Origin of the sequence: Caldicellulosiruptor obsidiansis OB47, assembly GCF_000145215.1 — a bacterium.
GTDB classification, from domain to species: domain Bacteria; phylum Bacillota; class Thermoanaerobacteria; order Caldicellulosiruptorales; family Caldicellulosiruptoraceae; genus Caldicellulosiruptor; species Caldicellulosiruptor obsidiansis.
Map to the genome: position 1 here is coordinate 197092 of NC_014392.1, position 21798 is coordinate 218889.

General features: G+C 35.6%; 19 protein-coding genes and 1 pseudogene. 9 read left to right on the top strand and 11 right to left on the bottom strand.

Annotation, left to right across the window (positions count from 1 at the left end):
- Positions 1 to 15: 15 nt before the first annotated feature.
- The gene (locus tag COB47_RS00745) at positions 16 to 789 is read left to right on the top strand and encodes a CPBP family intramembrane glutamic endopeptidase (protein ID WP_013289521.1); all 774 of its coding nucleotides are present in this window, start codon (positions 16 to 18) and stop codon (positions 787 to 789) included.
- 25 nt (positions 790 to 814) lie between these two features.
- Here COB47_RS00745 and COB47_RS11850 read toward each other — a convergent pair whose 3' ends face one another.
- From COB47_RS11850 to COB47_RS00780, 8 genes are all read right to left on the bottom strand, one after another.
- Complete coding sequence (locus tag COB47_RS11850; protein ID WP_307189120.1) at positions 815 to 1201, bottom strand: DUF2752 domain-containing protein; 387 nt, start codon at positions 1199 to 1201, stop codon at positions 815 to 817.
- On the bottom strand, positions 1155 to 1559 hold the full coding sequence (locus COB47_RS00750) for a DUF4234 domain-containing protein (RefSeq protein ID WP_013289523.1): 405 nt from the start codon (positions 1557 to 1559) through the stop codon (positions 1155 to 1157). The genes COB47_RS11850 and COB47_RS00750 overlap by 47 nt, the downstream gene beginning before the upstream one ends.
- Positions 1560 to 1737: 178 nt before the next feature.
- Entirely contained in the window at positions 1738 to 2907 is a 1170-nt protein-coding gene (locus tag COB47_RS00755) for a hypothetical protein (RefSeq protein ID WP_013289524.1), read from the bottom strand.
- Positions 2908 to 3178: 271 nt separating this feature from the next.
- Positions 3179 to 3715: a rubrerythrin gene (rbr, locus tag COB47_RS00760; protein ID WP_013289525.1), complete on the bottom strand. Its 537-nt coding sequence runs from the start codon at positions 3713 to 3715 to the stop codon at positions 3179 to 3181.
- 23 nt (positions 3716 to 3738) lie between these two features.
- On the bottom strand, positions 3739 to 4161 hold the full coding sequence (locus COB47_RS00765; RefSeq protein ID WP_013289526.1) for a Fur family transcriptional regulator: 423 nt from the start codon (positions 4159 to 4161) through the stop codon (positions 3739 to 3741).
- A 153-nt stretch (positions 4162 to 4314) separates the two neighbouring features.
- Positions 4315 to 5991, bottom strand: coding sequence for a glycoside hydrolase family 13 protein (locus COB47_RS00770; protein WP_013289527.1), 1677 nt, complete (start codon positions 5989 to 5991; stop codon positions 4315 to 4317).
- A gap of 132 nt (positions 5992 to 6123) precedes the next feature.
- A complete protein-coding gene (locus COB47_RS00775) occupies positions 6124 to 6750 on the bottom strand; it encodes a glycerol-3-phosphate acyltransferase (RefSeq protein WP_013289528.1) in 627 nt (208 codons plus the stop codon).
- A 1-nt stretch (position 6751) separates the two neighbouring features.
- Positions 6752 to 7846, bottom strand: a complete 1095-nt coding sequence (locus COB47_RS00780; protein ID WP_013289529.1) for a glycosyltransferase — start codon at positions 7844 to 7846, stop codon at positions 6752 to 6754.
- A 323-nt stretch (positions 7847 to 8169) separates the two neighbouring features.
- On the opposite strand from COB47_RS00780, the gene COB47_RS00785 reads away from it, so the two are divergent.
- Positions 8170 to 8415, top strand: coding sequence for a TM1266 family iron-only hydrogenase system putative regulator (locus COB47_RS00785; RefSeq protein WP_013289530.1), 246 nt, complete (start codon positions 8170 to 8172; stop codon positions 8413 to 8415).
- Positions 8416 to 8438: 23 nt separating this feature from the next.
- The gene (gene hydG / locus COB47_RS00790; RefSeq protein ID WP_013289531.1) at positions 8439 to 9872 is read left to right on the top strand and encodes a [FeFe] hydrogenase H-cluster radical SAM maturase HydG; all 1434 of its coding nucleotides are present in this window, start codon (positions 8439 to 8441) and stop codon (positions 9870 to 9872) included.
- A 19-nt stretch (positions 9873 to 9891) separates the two neighbouring features.
- On the opposite strand, the gene COB47_RS00795 is transcribed toward hydG, so the two are convergent.
- Entirely contained in the window at positions 9892 to 10278 is a 387-nt protein-coding gene (locus COB47_RS00795; RefSeq protein WP_013289532.1) for a response regulator, read from the bottom strand.
- A 158-nt stretch (positions 10279 to 10436) separates the two neighbouring features.
- Here COB47_RS00795 and COB47_RS00800 point away from each other — a divergent pair, with 158 nt between their 5' ends.
- Together COB47_RS00800 and rsmI are read left to right on the top strand one after the other, a co-directional pair.
- Positions 10437 to 11159: a tRNA1(Val) (adenine(37)-N6)-methyltransferase gene (locus COB47_RS00800; RefSeq protein WP_013289533.1), complete on the top strand. Its 723-nt coding sequence runs from the start codon at positions 10437 to 10439 to the stop codon at positions 11157 to 11159.
- Positions 11156 to 12001 (top strand): 16S rRNA (cytidine(1402)-2'-O)-methyltransferase, encoded by an 846-nt coding sequence (rsmI, locus tag COB47_RS00805; protein ID WP_013289534.1) that lies wholly within the window; start codon positions 11156 to 11158, stop codon positions 11999 to 12001. The genes COB47_RS00800 and rsmI overlap by 4 nt, the downstream gene beginning before the upstream one ends.
- Positions 12002 to 12074: 73 nt before the next feature.
- On the opposite strand, the gene COB47_RS00810 is transcribed toward rsmI, so the two are convergent.
- Positions 12075 to 12317 (bottom strand): AbrB/MazE/SpoVT family DNA-binding domain-containing protein, encoded by a 243-nt coding sequence (locus COB47_RS00810; protein WP_011917919.1) that lies wholly within the window; start codon positions 12315 to 12317, stop codon positions 12075 to 12077.
- A gap of 760 nt (positions 12318 to 13077) precedes the next feature.
- Here COB47_RS00810 and COB47_RS00815 point away from each other — a divergent pair.
- Positions 13078 to 13647, top strand: a complete 570-nt coding sequence (locus COB47_RS00815) for a hypothetical protein (RefSeq protein ID WP_041742324.1) — start codon at positions 13078 to 13080, stop codon at positions 13645 to 13647.
- Here the strand turns inward: COB47_RS00815 and COB47_RS00820 are convergent.
- Positions 13615 to 14848, bottom strand: a pseudogene (locus tag COB47_RS00820) (IS256 family transposase). The gene COB47_RS00815 and the pseudogene COB47_RS00820 sit on opposite strands and share 33 nt — an antisense overlap.
- 156 nt (positions 14849 to 15004) lie before the next feature.
- Here COB47_RS00820 and COB47_RS00825 point away from each other — a divergent pair.
- From COB47_RS00825 to COB47_RS00835, 3 genes are all read left to right on the top strand, one after another.
- Positions 15005 to 17665 (top strand): S-layer homology domain-containing protein, encoded by a 2661-nt coding sequence (locus COB47_RS00825; RefSeq protein ID WP_013289535.1) that lies wholly within the window; start codon positions 15005 to 15007, stop codon positions 17663 to 17665.
- Between the two features lie 193 nt (positions 17666 to 17858).
- Entirely contained in the window at positions 17859 to 18878 is a 1020-nt protein-coding gene (locus COB47_RS00830) for a LacI family DNA-binding transcriptional regulator (protein WP_013289536.1), read from the top strand.
- 49 nt (positions 18879 to 18927) lie between these two features.
- Complete coding sequence (locus tag COB47_RS00835) at positions 18928 to 21798, top strand: extracellular solute-binding protein (RefSeq protein ID WP_013289537.1); 2871 nt, start codon at positions 18928 to 18930, stop codon at positions 21796 to 21798.

Consider the following 21798-nt stretch of genomic DNA (forward strand, 5'->3'; position numbering starts at 1 on the left):
GGGCAATATTTGAACATGTTAAAGGCTATGAAAGAGATTTTTAAGTATATCGGCTTATTATTTCTAAGTATGTTGATAGTTTCAGTGGTAGCATTAATTTTTACATCTACACCACCAACTGCCCTGCTTTATATGGGGAGTGCTTTTTTGTTTATGGTGTTTGCTTTAATTTCTTTGAAAAGAAAAAAAGTAAATATCTTAGAGCTCTGTAGTTTTCATAAAATAACAATAAAGGATATTATTTTTTCGGTCTTATTAGCAATATCTTTTTTATTTGTGTATGGTGGAATTTCTGGACTTACAGGAATAGATAATTTAATTCCTGACGGAAATGATTATTACAATAAATATCAAAAAATGAAAAATAACGGAATAATTTCAATGAGCATATCAATTGCATTAGTAGCTCCATTTTTTGAAGAATTCATATTCAGAGGATTGATTTTTGGGGTAATGCAAAAAAGCAGATTAAATATTTTTGTAGCGATTGTTGTTCAAGCATTGCTGTTTGGTTTAATTCATTTAAATTTATATCAAGGTATATTTGCATTTTTCATTGGAATTTTTTTAGCACTTGCATTATATTGGACAGGTTCAATTTGGAGTTCAATTGTGATGCATTTTACAGTTAATTCTCTTGCTGTTATTGTAATTTTGTTTTCTGATTCGGTCTATTTAAATGAAAAGGTTCCCCAAAAGGACTTCATTTTGCCTTTAATAATTGGAGTTGTTTTGATGTACATAGCAATTAAACATTTTCTTTCTATTAAAATCAGGGCCTCAAGATAATTTAAGGTGGAAATAAGATATACTTTTAATAAAATAAATGCTGCAATAAACGTCCAATTAGAGAGTTTTTTTCGAAATCCAAAGGGGGAATATGAGGAAAGAAAAATATCATTCGGATTATCCAAACAAAAAGAAAGAGTCTAATGATTGTTTTGAGTGCTTTATTTTTCCAGACATCAAAAATTTGTTTGGATTTTCTAACTTTGAAAATAATATATATTACAGGATATAAAATTACTACCACGCACAACGGGTGGTAGTAAAATGCAGCCAACAAATTTCCTTTTAACACAGCTAATAAAGCTCTTGTCATACCACAGCCGGGGCAAGGAATTCCCCATATACTTCGAAATAGACACATTTGTTTACTCCTTGTTTTTTGAAGTATCAGTTGTTGAAATAACTGAGTCATTTTTAGAGCTTTCAAATTCCCACACTTTATTCAGGCTTGCTTGGAGAATCATAGAGCTTATAATTCCAAGACCAAGGATGCTAAGAATAAGGTTTATAACAGCATTATCTTCTGGAGGCAGACCAGCTTTTTGCTGACATTCAACGGCAATTTTGCTATATTTGTAAATCCAATAAAACCAATAAAGACCACATGTGATTATACAAAGTAAAAGTTCGAGGCCTGGGCTTAGAGTTTGTTTTCCCGAATATTCCTGAGTCTCCTTTGAAGTTGCATAAATCCAGTATAACCAATAAATACCTAATGTAATGATTGAGAATATTAACAGTCCCACAACAGATCTTTTTTTACCAGGCATAAAACTCCTCCTTTTAATTACGTATGTACTTGTAAAAAAATTATAACATTTTTTCTTGTCGAAAAATTGAAAAATATGTCGAACTTTAAGATTTGGTGGAGAATAAAATAAAATGGAGCTGCTTTTTGAAAAAGTTTTAGCAGCTCCTTTAGTTTTTTAAGAATTTATAAAAACTACACTACATTTTTGTTCCTACCATTGGCAATCCTAATTTTTTGAGTATATTTTCTAAGTTTTTCTGCATGATTTCGAAGTCTTTTTCGGTCAACTTTGTCATATCAGCACCGTTTGATATATCAATTTTTTGAACTTTAATATTTGCATTCAGAGAATTAATAACACCTTTTATATCAATCATTATTTTAAAATCATTAGAGTCTTTTAGATAAAAATATAGCCTTTCACCTTTTAAATTATTCTTATCATCTATCATCATTCTGTACTGAAGAGTAAAAGGTGGTATCTGCGGCTTTAACTCGTCAATAGAGTAAACAGCTTCATTAATAGTTTGAGTATAATTTTGGTTGATAAGCCCCATTACTTCATTTACATCTAAATCAGGGATATTTAGTTCTTCTTGACTTTGCATATTTGACTGAAGGCTTGCTTTATAATCTTCAAGTATTAGCTTTGTAAGTTGAAGTATAAATTCTTTTGTCTTAGCATCATTAGCTGCTTTTGTTAAAATAGTCTTTAAAATTTCTATACTTGAATTTTTATTAAATTCAAAAATAATTTCATCACAGCTTTGTTTTTTCCCGTTGCTAAAGACAACATCCACCTTTTTGTCAGAAAACTTAGCAGCAGCTGTGAGTTGAGGCATCAAAACTGGAGCATAACTTGCTACTAAATCCTGTAGCTGTTTATTAGCTTTTATATCAAACAACTTAGTATATTTTTCAACATCAATTTTGACAGGCATATTTTTGTAAGCATCACTGAGTTTTACATACAGTGGTTTCGAATAGATTTGTGGAAAGTTATAAACAGCTAATTCTTTATTTGCATAAATAGAACCCGTTATAATTTGTTTATTATTATAATAAAAACTTAGAGTCATATTAGCTTCTTGTTTAACAATATCTGATACAACTCTTGTTTTTATATACATTTTTTTCAAAAATTCTTCCAATATTTTATCTTCTTCCTTTGCATTCTTGCCAAGGGAAAACCTAAGATCAATTCTTATCTCTTCATCGACTGTTTTTGCATTTTGTGCCTGCAGATATGCACTTCCTGCTTTAATTAGCAGCCCAGAATTTGTTTGCGAATATGCAACACTGGAGATCACAAAGCTCAAAATAACAACAAATACAAAAAACAACTTTACTGATCTTTTTAGTTTCAAAAAAATTACCTCCTCAAGTATTCTTTGAAATTAATATATGCTAAGTATATCCAAAAAATCTTTTGCTGTCAATAATTTTTTTAAATAACAGATTAATACGACAGAATAAAAAAATGATTTGAAATCTTTCTTACAAGAAGATGAGGTGCTCAAGATTTTAAAATGTGTTATTGGCAAATGGCGAAGTATCTGGCTCTAAAAATTTAGAGGCTGCCACATGTTGCCAAAGATGCACTCTCTTCTTAAAACAAATGGCAGCCCTTTTTAATTTTTAATAATTCTCAGCTCTTATTTCAAAGAACGACTGTGGATGTTTGCAGGTTGGACATACCTTTGGAGCTTCTTTGCCAACATGAACATAGCCACAGTTTCTGCACTTCCAAACAACAACATCGTCTTTTACAAATACCTTGCCGTTTTCAACGTTTTCAAGAAGTTTTCTATATCTTTCTTCATGTTTTTCCTCAACCTTTGCGACAAACTCAAAAGCAATAGCTATCTCTTCAAATCCTTCTTCTCTTGCAACCCTTGCAAACTCTTTGTACATCTCAGACCATTCGTAATGTTCGCCTTCTGCAGCAGCTTTTAAGTTTTCTTGAGTATTACCAATTCCGTTTAAGAACTTGAAAAATAGCTTTGCATGTTCTTTTTCATTCTCAGCTGTCTCCTCAAAGATTGCTGCAATCTGCTCATACCCTTCTTTTCTTGCCTGGGATGCAAAATAGGTGTATTTGTTTCTTGCCTGAGATTCACCAGCAAACGCCGCCCACAAGTTCTTTTCTGTCTGTGTTCCTTTCAAATCCTTCATCTTAAAATCAACCTCCCATAAACTTAAGATAGATTTTTATTTTTACAATAAGGGCATACACCCTTATAGTAGACGTAAATTTCCTCAACATCAAAGCTTGGGTCTAAGGAAGACTCAATTGAATCTTTTTCAACTAAAAAGTCATAAATCTTTCCGCATACCTTACACTGAAAATGTCCGTGAACAGATGTGTCAGCATCAAACCTTGCTATATTTTCTTCAATTGTTATCATCTGTGCAAGCCCTTTTTCAACAAAAAGGCTTAAAGTGTTGTACACCGACGTTTTAGAAAGTGTTGGAATTTCCTTTAAAAGAGTACTGTACACTTCTTCTGCCGTGGGGTGGGTTTTGTGCTTTGTCAAGTACTCATAGATTTTCAGCCTTATTAAAGATGGTTTTATTCCTTTTTTCTCAAGCTGATCTTTTAAAAGTTTTAGATCATTAATCTTGGTCGCCCCCTGTGAACTTATTTTAGTATTGAACTAATTACAATTTTATTATAATTACAACTTTTAATTTTGTCAATAAGAATTTTGAAAATTACTTTTTAAAAACAAAAGGGCTGTTTTTGCAATCTATTTACAGCCCTTTTTACTTTCTCATATTTTATATACCCTCGATTCACATGGTTTTAAAACAATTTTTTGTTGAATATCATCTTCAACCTCATAATTGCTGATTAAAAGCTCAGGCTTATTAAAGAATATTTCTTTTGGTGCGCAAAATTCCACTTCTTCTTCCGAAAAGTTCATAACAACAAGAAGTTTTTCATTTCCATAGCTTCTTGTATAGGCAAAGATTTTTTCATCATTTTCATAAAGCATCTGAATATCACCATATACAACTGCCGGATGTGTTTTTCTTAGCTGGATAAGTTTTTTGTAGTAGTAAAAGATAGAATCTTTGTCAGCAAGAGCTTTCTTTACATTTATTTCTTTGTAATTTGGATTTACCTTTATCCACGGCTTTCCTGTTGTAAACCCCGCGTTTTCTGAGTCGTCCCATTGCATTGGAGTTCTTGCATGGTCTCTGCTTCTTTTGTTCAGGATTTCTAAAATGCTATCATCTGATATGCCTTTTTCCTTCATTTCACGGTAAAAGTTAAGTGTTTCAATGTCTCTGAACTCATCAATACTTTTAAACTTGCAGTTTGTCATGCCAATCTCTTCGCCTTGGTAGATATAAGGAGTTCCCTGCCATGTGTGAAGCAAAGTCGCCAAAAGCTTAGCAGACTCAACCCTGTATTCTTTATCATTGCCAAAACGTGAGACCATCCTTGGCTGGTCATGGTTGTTAAGGTAAAGCGAATTCCAGCCCTTGTCTTTCAATGCCAAATACCACTTGTACATTATTTTTTTCAAATCAGTTAATTTCCAGCATTTTACATTCCATTTGCTGCCTTCACAGTCCATGTCCATATGTTCAAAATGAAAGAGCATATTAAGCTCATTTCTGTCATACTCCACATACAGCTTTGCAATCTCAGGAGTTACAAATGGAGTCTCACCTACTGTCATGATGTCGTATTTGCTCAGGACTTCTCTGTTCATCTCCTGAAGGTATTCATGAACGCGCGGACCATTTGCATAGTATTTGAAACCAACAAGTCCTCCTTTTTTTTCTCCTTCTCTATCGTCTGGTAGTCCTTCCACCTTGGAGATAAGATTTATCACATCCATTCTAAAACCGTCTATACCCTTGTCAAGCCACCACTTCATCATTTTATAAACTTCCTGACGGACCTGAGGATTGTCCCAGTTCAGGTCTGGTTGCTTTGTTGCAAAAAGATGTAGGTAGTACTCTCCAGTCTGTGAGTCATACTCCCACGCAGGGCCACCAAAAAAGGATGTCCAGTTGTTAGGAGGTTTACCGTTTTTCCCCGGTCGCCAGAAATAAAAGTTTCTGTAAGGACTGTCTTTTGATTTTCTTGACTCCAAAAACCATTTGTGCTCGTCAGATGTATGGTTTACAACAAGGTCCATTACAATTTTAATTCCTCTTTTGTGGGCTTCATTCAATAATCTATCAAAATCTTCCATTGTACCAAACTCATCCATGATGTCATAGTAATCGCTGATGTCATAACCATTGTCTGCGTTTGGAGATTTGTAAATAGGGTTGAGCCAGATAACGTCTACTCCAAGCTCTTGTAGATAATCAAGTTTTTCTATTATTCCTGGCAAATCTCCAATTCCATCACCGTTTGAGTCATAAAAGCTTCGAGGATAGATTTGATATACAACAGCTTCCTTCCACCACTTTTTGTGCAAGTCCATCACTTCTCCTTTCAATAAAATATAGCATATAAATAGTATAACATAAATTTTACAAAAACAGTAGGAATTACTTGCTATACAAAACATTATCAGGACAAAAGATACTAAACTATTCTTTTGAGGAAAAATAATTTATTTTTTTATCTCATGTTGTCTATCAGTGAGCGAAATATAAAAAGAAGATAGTTTTTCCTTGTTTTTATATATCATTATAATTAGGTTTAAAAACCACAAAGTCAGAAGATAGACCGAAAAGCTATTCAAATAAAGATATGCTCCCACAATTGTAAAACCGAGTACTACCATAAAAGCATCCTCTTGTGTTGTGGTAGGGCCACCATGCTTTAGCTTTTTTGCTATTAAAAACAGCAGGGCAAGTACTACCGCATAGAAGAGAGAAACCCTAAAACGAGTTGTAGCACTCCACACTCCAAATGTAGTAGCAATTGCTTTTCCGCCTCTAAATCTTAAAAAAGGCGAGAATGCATGACCCAAGATTGGTGCAATTGCGCCAGCAATTATATACGATTTTGGAAGGTAACCTTTCTCAACAAAGTATACAAGAGGAAAATAACCTTTTAAAAAGTCTAAAGCAACACCTAAAATTCCGATTTTAAAACCGACTGCTTGTATCAAATTAAATGCACCGGGATTTCCATCTCCGACAGCTGTTATATCCTTTTTGAATAACTTTCCAAGCCAGTAAGAGAACATAAGAGATCCGCAGAAAAACTCTAAAAGTACAATAAAAACAAGCATTCTACTTACCCCCTACTTCTATTTGTCTTCCTTTCCACCATACACTTCCTGTAAATTTGAGCTGGTAAAATGAGTATAAAACCATGAACAGAAAAAAAGCTGTAGATACAAAATGGAAAAGAGGCATCACAATTCCAAAATTTCCTATGTATCTTTGAAGGTAGAGTATCTGGACAAAATAAAGTAGATATGCTAACAAAAATATTTTCAGCAAAGGATGGCGAATAAAAAACAAAAAAGGTGTCAAAAATCCTGATAAAGTAAGTCCTAAAACCCACAGAGCAATTAGGAGTATAGTCTTTCTTTGTAGAAGCTGCATTGAAAGCGCTGCACTTTTTGCAATGCCATGAATCTGGCTTTTTATACCATTTGGATACATTCTGAAAAAGACTTTGTCAATACCAAGATAATTTTCTATATTGATGTTGAAGCTGCTCAAGCGTTTGCCGAGACTCAAATCATCTGTCACTTTGCTGCAGATGCTTTTGTGCCCACCTATCTTTTGATAATCCTCACGAAAAAGTGCAATGCATGAACCATAAAGTCCTTTTTGTTTGCTTTTTCTTTCATATGGCGATGTAAAAGCAAAAACACCAAGTATGTTGACAATCATGCACAGCTTTTCGTAAAACTTTTCAGTTTTGTGATATGGAATTACAGAGATTGCTCCTTTGGATTTAAAAAGTGCTTTTGTGAGCTTTTCAATGCCATCTTCAGAGAGCCGAACATCAGCATCTAAAAAAATAAGAATCTGTCCTGATGAGTGCAAATACCCGTTCCACAAAGCCCAGTTTTTTCCTGTCCAGCCGACCGGGATTGGTGGATTGTCAATTACCTTTACGTCAAAACTTTTTGCAATCTCCTTTGTTTTGTCTTCTGAAAAGTCGTTTACAACTATTACTTCATAGGGCTTTAAAGATTGTCTTTTGAGCGACTCAAGTAAGAAAGGAAGGTTCTTTTCTTCATTTCGAGCAGGGATGATAACTGAGACTTTCACATCGGGCATTTCAGTAGTTTCTTCTTGATCTAAGGAGATTTTTGCAAAGAGGATAAAACCTACTGCCCAGCATATCAAAAGTAAAAATAAAAAGGTCATTTTATTCCAGCTCCTTTTTAACTTTTTTGTTGTTCTATACTTACTTTCATTATATCATATCATATCATATACTGTTGTTTGATTTGAAATAAAAAAGATAATTTTACTTGACGAACGAAATAGTATTTCAATTTACTAAAAAATATGTTATAATATTAACAAACTAAACATTTGCTCCTGACTTAGAGGGCAAAATGGCCTGATAAGGAGGGGATTGGATTGGAAACTGCAAAAATAAGGTTTGTATCCACCTCTTTTGACTAAATAAGGTTAAGAAGTCAGGAGAGGTGGATTTATTTTTTTAAAGAGGGAATGGTGTTTTTATGGAAAGACGAATTGGCGTTATTGGGATTGTGGTTGAGAACAGGAAAGAGGTTTCGGATAAGCTCAACAAGATTCTAAGTGACCATGGTGATATTATTGTTGGAAGGATGGGTATACCATATAAAGAAAGAGGGCTTTGTGTGATTTCGCTTATAGTTGATGGGACAACTGATGAGATTGGTGCGCTCACAGGAAAGCTTGGGTCTTTGAGTGGTGTAAAAGTAAAAAGTGCTCTTACTAAATAATAAATTTGGAGTGTGATTTTGATATGTTTAGAAAAGATGAGTGGGAAAGAGCTGAGTTTATAAATGACCAGATGGTTTATGATATCCTTGAAGAGGGGAGCAAAAATGTTGATAGAGCGGAAGAAATAATTGAAAAAGCTTTGCAGCTAAATGGACTTGAACCTCATGAGGTGGCAACACTTCTTTATATAGAGGACAAAGATCTTTTGGAAAAACTTTTTAAGGCGGCAAGGCAGGTAAAAGAGAGGATTTATGGTAAAAGAATTGTGCTTTTTGCACCTCTTTATATCAGCAATTTTTGTGTAAATAACTGTCGATACTGTGGTTATCACAGATCGAATACGAAGATGAAAAGAAGAAAGCTTACAATGGATGAGATACGAAAAGAGGTTGAAATAATTGAATCTCTTGGGCACAAAAGAATTGCTCTTGAGCTTGGCGAAGACCCAAAAGAAGCGCCAATTGAATATGTAGTAGATAGCATAAAAACAATATATTCGGTATATAAAGAAAAAGGAAACATAAGAAGAGTGAACGTCAACATTGCTGCAACAACCATTGAAGAATACAGAATGCTAAAAGAAGCAAAAATAGGCACATATGTACTTTTCCAGGAAACATACCACAGGCCAACCTATGAATACATGCACCCCGAAGGGCCAAAATCAGATTACGACTGGCATGCAATGGCAATGGACAGAGCAATGCAGGCAGGAATTGACGATGTTGGGCTTGGAGTGCTCTTTGGGCTTTATGACTATAAATTTGAGGTTGTTGGGCTGATTCTGCATGCAAAGCATCTTGAGGAAAGGTTTGGAGTAGGACCACATACAATCTCTGTGCCAAGGATTAGACCTGCCGAGGGTGTTGAGGTGACAAAAGAAAGGTATCCTTACATTGTTTCTGATGACGAGTTTAAAAAGATCGTTGCAATAATTCGGCTTGCTGTGCCCTACACTGGCATGATTTTATCTACCCGTGAAAGACCAGGTTTTAGAGAAGAAGTAATTGACCTTGGGATATCGCAAATCAGCGCTGGGTCCTGCACAGGTGTTGGTGGCTACACACTTGAATATGAAGGAAAATCCACGGGTGATTTAGATGAAGATCTTGCACAGTTTGAAGTAGAAGATAAAAGAAGTCCAGATGAAGTAATAAGGACACTTTGTGAGGCAGGTTATATTCCAAGCTACTGCACAGCATGTTATAGAAAGGGAAGAACAGGGGATTTGTTTATGCAGTATGCAAAGACAGGTGACATTCAGGACTTTTGCACACCAAATGCGCTTTTGACTTTTATGGAGTATTTAGAGGACTATAGCTCTGAAAAGACAAAAGAGGTTGGAAGACGCTTGATATATGAGAGCTTAAATCAAATAAAAGATGAGAGAATGCGCAAAGAGACAGAAAAAAGACTTGAGATGATAAAAAGTGGAGTAAGAGATTTGTATTTCTAAGATCAATCAAAAAATGGGGCTAACGCACAGCCCCATTTTTGCTATTTTGCTCTTTTTCAATTTGTTTTATAACATGCTCAATGGCAAGTTTTGAAAATGGCTTTCTTATAAACTCAAAAGCACCACATTTTTTTACTTCTTTTTCAATGTCTGGCTGAGAGATTGCGGAGATTATGATAACATGTGTTTCTGGCAGTATATTTTTAATTATACGCGTCGCAGTAAGACCGTCAATATCAGGCATAGTTATATCAAGAGTTATAATATCCGGCTTTAAGTCTTCTATCTCTTCTATGAGTGGCGATGCTGAAGGAAATTCGGCAACAACCTGGTGCCCAAGTGATGTGAAGATGTCTTTTAGCATGATCCTAATAAACTGGGCGTCATCTACAATACAAACCTTCATAACAAATCTCCTCTTTTTGAGATTGTCAGATATTTTCAAGGGCACTATAATATATTATAATGCTTTTGTTGAAAAAAACAACACCAATAAAATAGAATTTTTTCAGTTAAATAATAACTTTGTTATATTATCAATTTTGCAGGCAAAGAGGTAGAAGTATGCTCAGGAAGGAAAATTTAAAGATAGGCAACTACTCAATATATCAAGATACAGATTTTTTCCTGTATGGGACAGATGCTGTTGTTTTGAGCGATTTTATACAGCTTAAGAAAAATGACATTGTGGTTGAGTTTGGTACAGGGAATCTAATAATCCCCATTTTGCTGTGGGCAAAAGGTAAAAAGTTCAAAAAACTCTATGCTTTAGAGATACAGAAAGAAGTTTGTGACCTTGCTATTTTGAATAGGAATATAAACAATCTTCAGGACAGGATTGAAGTGATAAATGCTGATTTAAAAGACGCACTTAAGATTTTTGGCTCTGAATTTGCAAATGTAGTTTTTACAAATCCACCTTACAGAAAGGTAAGCAGCGGAACAATAAATCCAAACATCAGAAAAGCCATCGCAAGACATGAGATTATGTGCACCATTGAAGATGTTGTGAGAAGCGCAATGCAGATCTTGAAATTTGGCGGGCGTTTTTACATGGTCTACAGAAGTGACAGGCTCACAGATGCACTATATTATCTGAGACTTTACAAGTTAGAACCAAGTCTAATACGATTTGTTCACCAGAACAAGGAAAAAGAGTCTTCACTTGTGCTGATAGAGGCAAAAAAAGGAAAACAGTGTTTACTGAAAGTTGACAAGCCACTGTTTATAGATGAGATGGAATATTACCTTGAGAGGCAAAATGGCAGCGAGGGTGAAATTATATGAGCGGGAAGTTATTTATAGTTGGAACGCCAATTGGAAATTTAGATGACATGTCGAAACGTGCTATAGACACTTTAAATTCGGTAGACTTTATTGCATGTGAGGATACACGGGTCACCATAAAGCTTTTGAACCATTTTGGGATAAAAAAGAAACTTGTTTCTTTTCATGAGTTCAGCCCAAAAGAAAAAGAAGAGAAAATTATATATGAGCTCAAAAGCGGCAAGAAGATTGCGCTTGTGTCTGATGCGGGAATGCCTCTTATTTCAGACCCTGGGTATGAGCTTGTTCGAAGGTGTATAGATGAAGGTATAGAGGTTACAGTGGTACCAGGACCTTCTGCTTTTGTATGTGCGCTGGTGTTATCTGGACAGAATACTTACAGTTTTGTGTTTGAAGGTTTTTTGCCGAAAAATAAAAGAGCCAAAAGGGAAAAGCTTGAAAGTTTAAAGTATGAAAAACGGACCCTCATATTTTATGAAGCTCCTCACAAGCTTTTAGATACGCTTTGCCAGATGGCTGAAATTTTTGGAGAAGAAAGAGAGATAAGTATTGTCAAAGAGATAACAAAAATGCATGAGAGTGTCATGCTAACAACTTTGGGCAATGCGGTTGAATTCTTTAAACAAAATTCACCCAAAGGAGAATATGTGCTTGTTGTAAAAGGCTATGAAGATGTTGAAGAAAAAATGCAAGATGACGTTGAGCTTATAAGAAAAAGGCTCAAGGAAAAGCTTTTGCGGGGATTTTCTAAGAAAGAGGCAGCAAAGATGGTTGCAGATGAGCTGAATTTGCCTAAAAACAAGGTATACAAAATTGTGATTGAGAACAATGAATTTAAGTGAAAAATAATAGAGGACAGAAAGATTTTCCTGCCCTCTATTATTTTAAGTTTTTTGTTTAATTACCCTTACACAATTAGCTCTTTTTAAGTTCTTCCATGCAATCTTTGCAGATGTTTTTACCTTTATAGTAGATAACATCCTTTGCATTGCCACAGAAGATGCAAGCTGGCTCGTACTTTCTGAGGATTATTTTGTCGCCATCAACGAAGATTTCAAGAGCGTCCTTTTCAGCAATGTCAAGTGTCCTTCTGAGCTCGATAGGAAGAACTATTCTGCCAAGCTCGTCAACCTTTCTTACAACACCTGTTGATTTCATTTCAAATCTTCCTCCTTTCAACAAATTTCGACATTTTTTTTACACTGCTATTGTACCATAGTTGCAATTTTATGTCAAGAATTTTTTAAGACTTTTTACAATATATTGCGTACAAGCAAACAATCGCTTCTGCAGGGTTTAAGTGAACGAATTTGTATAATGCTTTTTTTCGCTGAGTTTTTGTGATATCCAAGATAACTTATCGAAATATTTTATTCTTTTAATTGTATTTGAAGTGAATTTTAAACTGTAAATCGTAGAGGAAATTCTTGATTCAAAAAATCGACAAAATTCGACTTTCTAGGCAAGAAAATTCGACAGGTTAATTTAAGAGATGGAGTTAAAAGTATAGAAGCTAAGGACTTCTTTTGATTTGTGAAGAAGAACTGCTATTATGCACGGTAAATTGTAAAAATAATGTGCATATAAATAGCATTTAAGTTTACATATTTGAATTGAAAAACAACTATTAGCAAAAGCTTTTTTGATAATATGAACAAACTTTGATATTAATTTAGAATAAAAATATCAAAACTTAATAAATATTTTAAAAAGTTGTGCATACAAAAAATATTTTTAGGAGATTAGAAAATACTAAAAAACAGTGCATTCTAATGTACAAAAAGTTATCAAATAGGTGTTGACTTTTTTGAATAATATTATAGAATGATAAGTGAAATGACTTATTACTCTTTTCTATTATAAATTTCACATTTCATAAGTTAATACAAAACATTGTAAAAAAGGAGGATTAAAAGCAATGAGGAAGAGACTCACCAGTATTGTGATTCTTTTGACGTTTCTTTTTGGTATTATTGTTTCCAATTTAGTTTTGAGTAATAAAGTATTTGCAGATGTTCAACCATTAGTGTATGACTTCAATCAACCAGATTCATTGGAAGGTTGGGGAGAAGCGTGGCAAGGGTCGTTATCTGGCAGTGGGATAGGGAAAATTAAGGTGGCAGAAGGTAATTATGCATTGTCGTTACAGGTGAAGTTTGATGAAACCAATGGCTGGGACAAAAGGGATATAGGCAAGTGGTTATCTGGGCAGGAAGGCAGCGATGTTGACCTCAGTAACTATTGTAAGGTATATTTAGATGTATATTTTGATAAGGCAAAATTTGAGAGTATGAGTGGACAGATAGGAATAAAGATAGCTGTAAACAGCTGGAACAATGGCTGGGCAGAGATAGGTGCGCAGTATGGCATTGATAAGAATACCATTGGATTAGAGGATGTAAATGTGAGTGAGGCGGTGTATAGGAAGCTAAGTTTAAGATTTGATAGAGACTTGTCAAGAATTTTGTGTTTCCAATTTATAACGTAAGTTGTAAAGTTGGGTTATGTTGTTAATGCATTTTCTAATGCTGGGAACTCCATTTTTCCATTTTGTACGGCGTAAGTTCTCTCGCTGTAAGTAAATATTAATTTCTAAGACACAGGCAGCTTAAAGTATCCACCTGAATTTACTCTAATCTTCTCAATCATGCTATTTACACATAAAGCGGCGTTTGTGGTATAGATATGCTTTCTTAATTCCTCAGGGTATTTCATATGTGCAAGATAAAACTCTGCTTTTTCTGATATTGCTTTAATAACTCGAGGATATTTTGCAAAGTATTCATCACAAAGTTCTTTAAATTTCAATACAGCTTCATCGAAATCAGAAGAAGAGATTTTGATTTTGTCCAAACTTTTGTTAAAAGCTGAAGCATCCTCTTTTGTCATATGTTTTCTGACATTACGTTGGAGGTGGACAAAAGCAAGCTAAAGGTCAGCAAGAGGGTAAGCAAGTTTGACAGCATCTATAATACCAGGGAAGTCATCGCTTATGACAATTAAAACTTCTTTAAGACCTCTTGTAATTAAATTGTCAAAAACTTTCATCCAATCAGCCTTATTTTCTTTGCCGAAGAAAGTGTAGATACCAAAAATATCTTTTTTACCTTCTAAGTCGATGCCGAGGACAACATAACAAGTAGCTTGTTTAACCTTAGAATTATCCTTAACTTCACAATGATAACCATCGATGATAAGAGCAAAAGCACTTGTTGGTAGTTCTCTTTGTTTGGGAAACTCAAGCTCATTTTTAAGGTCTTCTTTGATTTTTAGTATTTCATTTTCGGAATATGGAAGATTCAAAGCTTTCAAAGTTTGAACAAGGGAACGCTCAAGAATAACCATTGGCATACTTGCGACATAAGCAGGTAAGTAGGAAAACTATCAACTCTTTTGTAGCGGGAAGAAGAGGATAGAAGGTCGGAAATTGGAAGTAGCGTGTGCGAGGGACAGAGATTTCAAGACTGCCCACAGGTGTTGCAAGTTTTACTTCAATAAAAACCATTGCCTTTGTCATTTTCGTTTTTAGCAAGGCTACTTATCTTTCCGACAACATAAAGCAATCGAGCAAGTTTTCTAAGAGTTGCTTTAGGGCTGGGCGATTAGGATCATCTTTGGAGCAATACATATTTAATACTTGCTTCTTTTGCCATGTTTTTAGCAGTCTCAATAATTTTGTTTTTATTCATTCTTAAATAACCCCCTTTGATGATTATTTCAATACTAATTATACAGTGGACACAATTTTATTTTAACTCCCATTTGATATTCCTGATGAGGCAAAAAGTAAACCTAGGGGACAGCTTGTTATAGAAATTGCAGGTCAGAATTCTACCTATGATGGCTTGATACTTATAGATAACGTAAGGATTAAATGCATATCTCAAAATTCAGAACAAGGTGCTTCTCAAAATCCAGAACAAGAACAGACAGTTATTTCGAAAGAAGATGTTGTATTCGATTTTGAAGATCCAGAAAAAGGCACAATGGGCTGGCAAAATGGATGGGGATCTGCTCTTGAAGGGCAGCCGCAACCACAGAGGACAGAAGACTTAAAAATTTCTGGAAACAGCGGTTCACTGAAGATATTCCCGAATTATAAGATTGGGACTGATTGGACATGGGAAGAAGCTGCTGTGCAGGTGTGGATATATGGGCAGCAAGATACCAAGTTTGATCTAACTGGATATAAATATGTGGAATACGATGTCTATATTCCAGATCCTACCCAGTGGCTGGACGGAGGAAAAATAACTATTGGTTCTGCATTTAATTCGGATTGGTTTGAAATTAAAACAGTTGGTTATATGATAGAAGACATCAAATCATATCCTATTGTAACTATAAACGGGAAAAGATATACTGTTATTCATCGTTCAGATGCTTTCAATGGGAATAATTTGGGACGGAATCATGGACAATTAGTGATAAGAATTGCTTGTCAAAATGCTATTTATAAAGGCCCAATATATTTGGACAATATTTCAATCAGACAAAATCCAACAGCCTATGTTCCACCTACAAGTGAAGGATATGATAATCCTGCATCTCAAACATCTTGCAGTACAAGCAATACAAGTAGCAGTACAATAATTTACTGGCAATGGGTTGCACCAACTGTTACTCAACAGTCTAATCAAGAAAATAACACCAACATTGTTTTTGACTTTTCAAAACAAGATGATCTGATGGGCTTTAAAGAGCCTTGGAGTGGTGCACTGAAATCTGCAAAAAATTTGAGATGGTCAAATGACATTTCAGAAAATGGCCTTGATGGAGCTATTAAATTAGATGCTGCTTTTGATCCTAATAATGGATGGCATGATTTTAATGTTGGTAAATGGTTAGGACCAACTGAAGGAAGTCCAGTGGATCTCAAAAATTTCGAGCAGTTAGAATTCGATGTAATTGTTGATAAACTTCTCTTTGAAAAATCAGCAGGTGGAATTGCTATTAAAGCAGCGCTGAACGGGGACCCAGGTGGTTGGGCAGATATTGATGAGGAGTTTAATATCACAAAAGATACCACCTCTTCTTCAAAAGTTGTTTTGAGTAGCTTTAAAATTAAGGACAAGGAATATACAAAAATTCATGTTACGTTCAAACTAAAAGAGAGCTTAAAAACCAATACCAGAGGGCAACTGGTAATACAAATAGCCGGTCAAAATTCAAATTACACTGGTCCAATTTATATTGACAATGTAATTTTAGTTGTTTCAGGCGGCAAGATTAGTACATCAACTCAGCAAAATGAAACACAGCAAGCATCTGATCAAAAAACTGCAACTGAACAAAAGTCGACAGTTTCCAGTAGTCAACCAGTTTCGGTCAATAAAAATGATAAAGTGTTTGATTTTTCTAATAAAAACGATTTGATGGGTTTCAAAGAACCATGGAGTGGTGCTCTGAAAGCAGCAAAAAGTATAGGCTGGTCGTCAGATGTGTCTACAGATGGTAAAAACGGCGCTTTAAAATTAGATGTGAAATTTGATCCTAACAATGGTTGGCATGATACTAATATTGGTGTTTGGCTTGGAACAAAAGAAGGTGAGGTCTTTGATTTTTCACCCTATAAGGTTGTACAATTTGAGATGTATTTGCCAAAGGCATTGTTTGAAAAGGCAAGTGGAAGTTTGGCTGTTAAAGTTGCTTTAAATGGAGAACCTGGTGGTTGGGCTGATGTAGGGGAAGTATTTGGAATAGATAAGAATAAGCAAAATGATGATGTAGTTACTTTGACGACTGTTAAAGTTGGAGCAAATGAGTACGTGAAGGTTTTGGTTAATTTTACCATCAAACAAGAGCTTAGAAATAACAAACGTGGGCAAATTATTTTGCAAATAGCTGGACAGAATTCTAACTATGAGGGACCGATTTATATAGATAATTTTAAATTGATTAGCGATAGTAAACCAAATACACAAGACACAGGTATACCGCAACCTAAAACCCCAGTTGAATTTAAGGATATCTCTAAACACTGGGCGAAAAACGAGATTTTGTTTGTTTCATCGCTTTCAAATGTATTTAGAACTACAGAAATGTTTGAACCAGACAAAAAGATACGACGTTCAGAGATGATTGATTGGCTTGTAAATTGTTTAGGTATAAATGGTAGTATAAGTGATGTAAGATTTAATGATGTAAGTAAGCTGAGCAAATATTATAATAGTATTGCTATTGCTTATAACAAAGGATTGATAAAAGGTGATGGGAAAGGGAATATAAAACCAAACGATGCTATGACCCGTGAACAGGTGATAGTTGTTTTAATAAGGACAATAGAATTGTTGAAAGGTAAAATTAATATTAATGAAAATAAAATTGCACAATTTCAAGATGCAAATTTGGTGTCTGAGTGGGCAAAAGAAAGCTTTGAAAAAGCATTACAAATTGGTTTGATTTCAGGGTACAGAGATAATACTATAAGGCCGCAGAATGCATGCTCAAGAGCAGAAGCGGCAGCTTTAATTTACCGGGTGTACAATTACATTTTGCAAAAATAAATAGAACCCAAGAGCAGGCTTTATTTAAAAGCCTGCTCTGTTCTATAATAACCTAAATGTGTGCATGTTTCGACAATAAGTTAATAAAATTAATGTAAAAAATATTGACAATTTTAATTTGCTATTGTAAAATTTAAATAAGCAATGAAGCAAATTAGAACTTTTAAAATCATAATTGTAGTAGGGGATAGGAATGAAGAGAGTAACAATCACCGATATTGCAAGAAGTCTCAACATTTCGAGAAATACCGTGTCTAAGGTTTTGAATGGCAGCAGCACTGTTTCAGAAGAGACGACTATAAAGGTCATCAAAAAGGCAATTGAGCTGGGGTATCCCAAGATAAAGCCAGAGTTAATTGAAAAAGTAAGGTCGGCAAGAGAAAACAAAAAAGTAGCTATTTTGATAAAGGCTGCTCTTTCTGAATTCTGGATTGACATTATAAACGGCATTTCGAACGAGCTTGGAAAGTATGGTTATAGCCTATTTTACAATTACATAAGTGATGAAGATGAAAAAAATTTGGTAATACCTTTGAACATAGCAAATCATGAGGTGGATGGGCTTATTGTGCTCAGCGTGTTTGAAGATGAGTATATGAACAGAATAAAGGAGTATAAACTTCCAACTGTCTATTATGACGCACCTTTGAATGCTGATCTTGAAGATTTGCAGGGTGATGTCATCTTTACAGAGTGTGAGGCAAGTGTTTACAAGCTCACAAAGATTTTAATTGAAAAGGGACTCACTCCAATTGGATTTATCGGAGATACCAACTACTGCAAATCTATTTATGAAAGATGGCTTGGCTTTGAAAAGGCTCTAAAAGACAGTGGTTTGGATGTACAAAAGGAATATTGTATAACAGAACATGTGCCTTTCAGGTACTATGTTCAGGAAGAGATTGATATGGGCTTGGAGAAAATGAAAAAGTACCCCCGTGCTTTTGTATGTGCAAATGATGACATTGCCATTTTTGCTATGAGGTACTTAAAAGAAAAGGGATACAAAATACCCCAAGATATAGCTATTGTAGGTTTTGACAATTTAAAGAGGTCTGTGCTGGTAGACCCCCCGCTGACAACAGTTAACATAGATAAAGAAGCAGTTGGAAGAAGGCTTGCGCAAGCCATTGTAAGAAGAATAGAAAATAATACCCCCATTTTTGAGACAGTGAGATTATCAACTCAAATTATAATAAGAGGCTCGTGCTAAGGTCAACGTCAATTGTATCCAAAAAGGCAGCAGAAAAGAGGTGTACAAAGTGGTTAGTCTTAATGGTAAATTTTTAACAAAAAAACAAATGTTTGCAAGGTTGTTGGTTGTATTTGTTATTCAAATTCTATTTTTGTGGGCTGTGGCTTTTTCACAGCAGGGAAAGGTTTTGTCTCTTCAGCAGTATCTCAATAAGTATAAGGATGTACCAAAGCCAAAGCGCACTATTATTATTCCGGCAATTAGCTTTAGTAGCTATGGAGAAACAACGGTAAAAAAGAAAATAGAACTGGCAGGTCAAAAGGATGTTCTTGCTTGGGAGAAGGAAGGCGGATATGTTGAGTGGAAGGTAGATATTCCGGAAAGCGGTCTTTATAACATGGCAATGTTATATTTACCGCTTCCGGGCAAGGGTCTTGGCATTGAGCTTTCTGTTCTGATTGACGGCGAGTTTCCGTTTGACCAGGCGCAGAAGATTACATTCCCAAGAGTTTGGAAGGACACAACAGGTATCAGGAAAGATAAAAAAGACAATGACCTGCGCCCCAAGACAGATGAGTATCCAATCTGGCAGGAAGAAGATTTTAAGGATACAGAGGGGTTTTATAATAGAGCGTATTACTTTTACTTTGAAAAAGGTGAGCACACTATAAGACTTGTGAATATAAGAGAACCATTTGCAATAAAGTACATAAAGATTTATAACAAAGACGAAGTTCCAAACTATTCAGAGGTTTCAAAGAACTACTCAAGCTTGCCAAAAGCAAAAGATATTCTTGTCAAATTCCAGGCAGAAAAGACATATCTCAAATCAGACCCAATTTTGTATCCGATGTATGATAGAACCGACCCTGCAACAGAGCCGTTCCATGTGTCAAAAATAAGACTAAACACGCTGGGTCAGTGGAACTGGAAATATCCTGGCATGTGGGCAAGCTGGAAGTTTGAGGTACCACAAGACGGTCTTTACAAGATTGTGATAAAGGCAAGACAGAATTTCCAGAGGGGAATGTCCACGCACAGGATTTTGTACATCGACGGCAAGATTCCTTTCAAAGAAGCCCAGGATATAGAGTTTCCGTACAGTATAAGATGGTATATGAAAGTAGTAGGCAGCAAAGATAAGCCTTATCTTGTGTATCTCACAAAAGGTGAGCATGAACTAAAGCTTGAGGCAACACTTGGTGAGCTTTCACCCATACTTACAGAAGTTGAGGAGCTGACAGTGCAGCTTAACAACTTGTATAGAAAGATAATAATGATAACAGGCAGAGACCCTGACCTTTACAGAGACTATAACTTGGATGAGCAGATACCTGATTTGATTGACAGTTTAAATTCAATCAGAAAAGGGCTTTTAAAACAGGCTCAGGACTTTGAAAAGTACACAGGTCAAAAAGGTGGAGAAGCAGAGCTTTTGAAAAGAGTTGCAGAGCAGCTGAAAAGCATGGCGCAGGAGCCAGAAACAATTCCGGCAAGAATAAAAAATCTTAGAGATAGTTTGAGTGGTCTTTCATCCTGGCTTGTGTACAGGAAAGAACAGCCGCTTGAGATTGACTATATACTTGTAGCATCACCGGATGCCAAGATCCCGTCGCCAACAGCTAATTTCTTTCAAAAGATTGTAAAGGAGATAAAAGCGTTTTTGTATTCGTTTGTTGAGGACTACACAAACGTGGGTGAGACTTATCAGGGTCAAAAGGTAATAAAGGTATGGGTAGGCGGTGGCCGCGACCAGGCACAGATTATTCGAGACTTGATAAACGACTCATTTACGCCAAGAACAAACATAAAAGTAAATGTGAGTTTGGTTCAAACTGGTGTAATAGAAGCTATTTTAGCTGGTAAAGGTCCTGATATTGTGCTGACAGTGTCAAGAGGCCAGCCTGTGAACTTGGCGGCAAGAGGAGCTTTGGTTGACCTTTCAAAGTTTAAGGACTTTGATGAGGTTAAAAAGAGGTTTAACCTGACAGCGCTAAAGCCTTACGAGTACAATGGAGGCTGCTTTGCGCTTCCTGTGACCCAAGACTTTTACATGATGTTTTACAGGAAGGATATATTTGATGAGCTTAACATAAAACCGCCACAGACATGGGATGAGATGTACGCAGTCATTGCAAAGCTTCAAAGATACAACTTAGAGGTTGGCCTTCCATATCAGAGAATTGATGCCCAGGAAGCGATTGATGCAGGGCTTGGAACAAGAAATTTGTTCCCTACGCTTTTGCTTCAGCTGGGAGGAAGTTTTTACAACAAAGAAAAGACAAGATCAATGCTTGATAGCAGTCAAGCTGTTGCAGCATTTAAACAGTGGACAGATTTTTACACAAAATATGGGCTTGAGCTCATATACGACTTTTACAACAGGTTCAGGACAGGTGAGATGCCGCTTGGAATAGCACCGTACACAACATACAATCTTTTGGCAACCGCTGCGCCGGAAATCAGAAACCAGTGGGAGATGGTGCCAATTCCAGGCATCAAAAGACCTGATGGGACAATTGACAGGTCAACTGCAGCGTCAGGTACAGCCACGATAATTTTGAGCAGGGCAAAGAACAAGCAAGCTTGCTGGGAGTTTTTGAAATGGTGGACATCTGATGAGGTTCAGACACAGTTTGGAAAAGAACTTGAGATGCTCATGGGCACTGCTGCAAGGTACAATACAGCAAATATAAATGCTTTTCAGAAACTTCCCTGGAGTAAGAAAGAGATGCAAAATTTGATGGAACAGTGGAAATATGTAAAAGAGATTGAAGAAATTCCGGGAAGCTATTATGTGATAAGAAGCTTGGATAGTGCGTTCTCAGCAGTTATTTATGATGGTATGAACCCGAGAGAGAGTTTGTGGAGATACACAAAGGATATAAACGACGAGCTTGAGAGAAAGAGAAAAGAACTTGCTATGTACAACAAATAA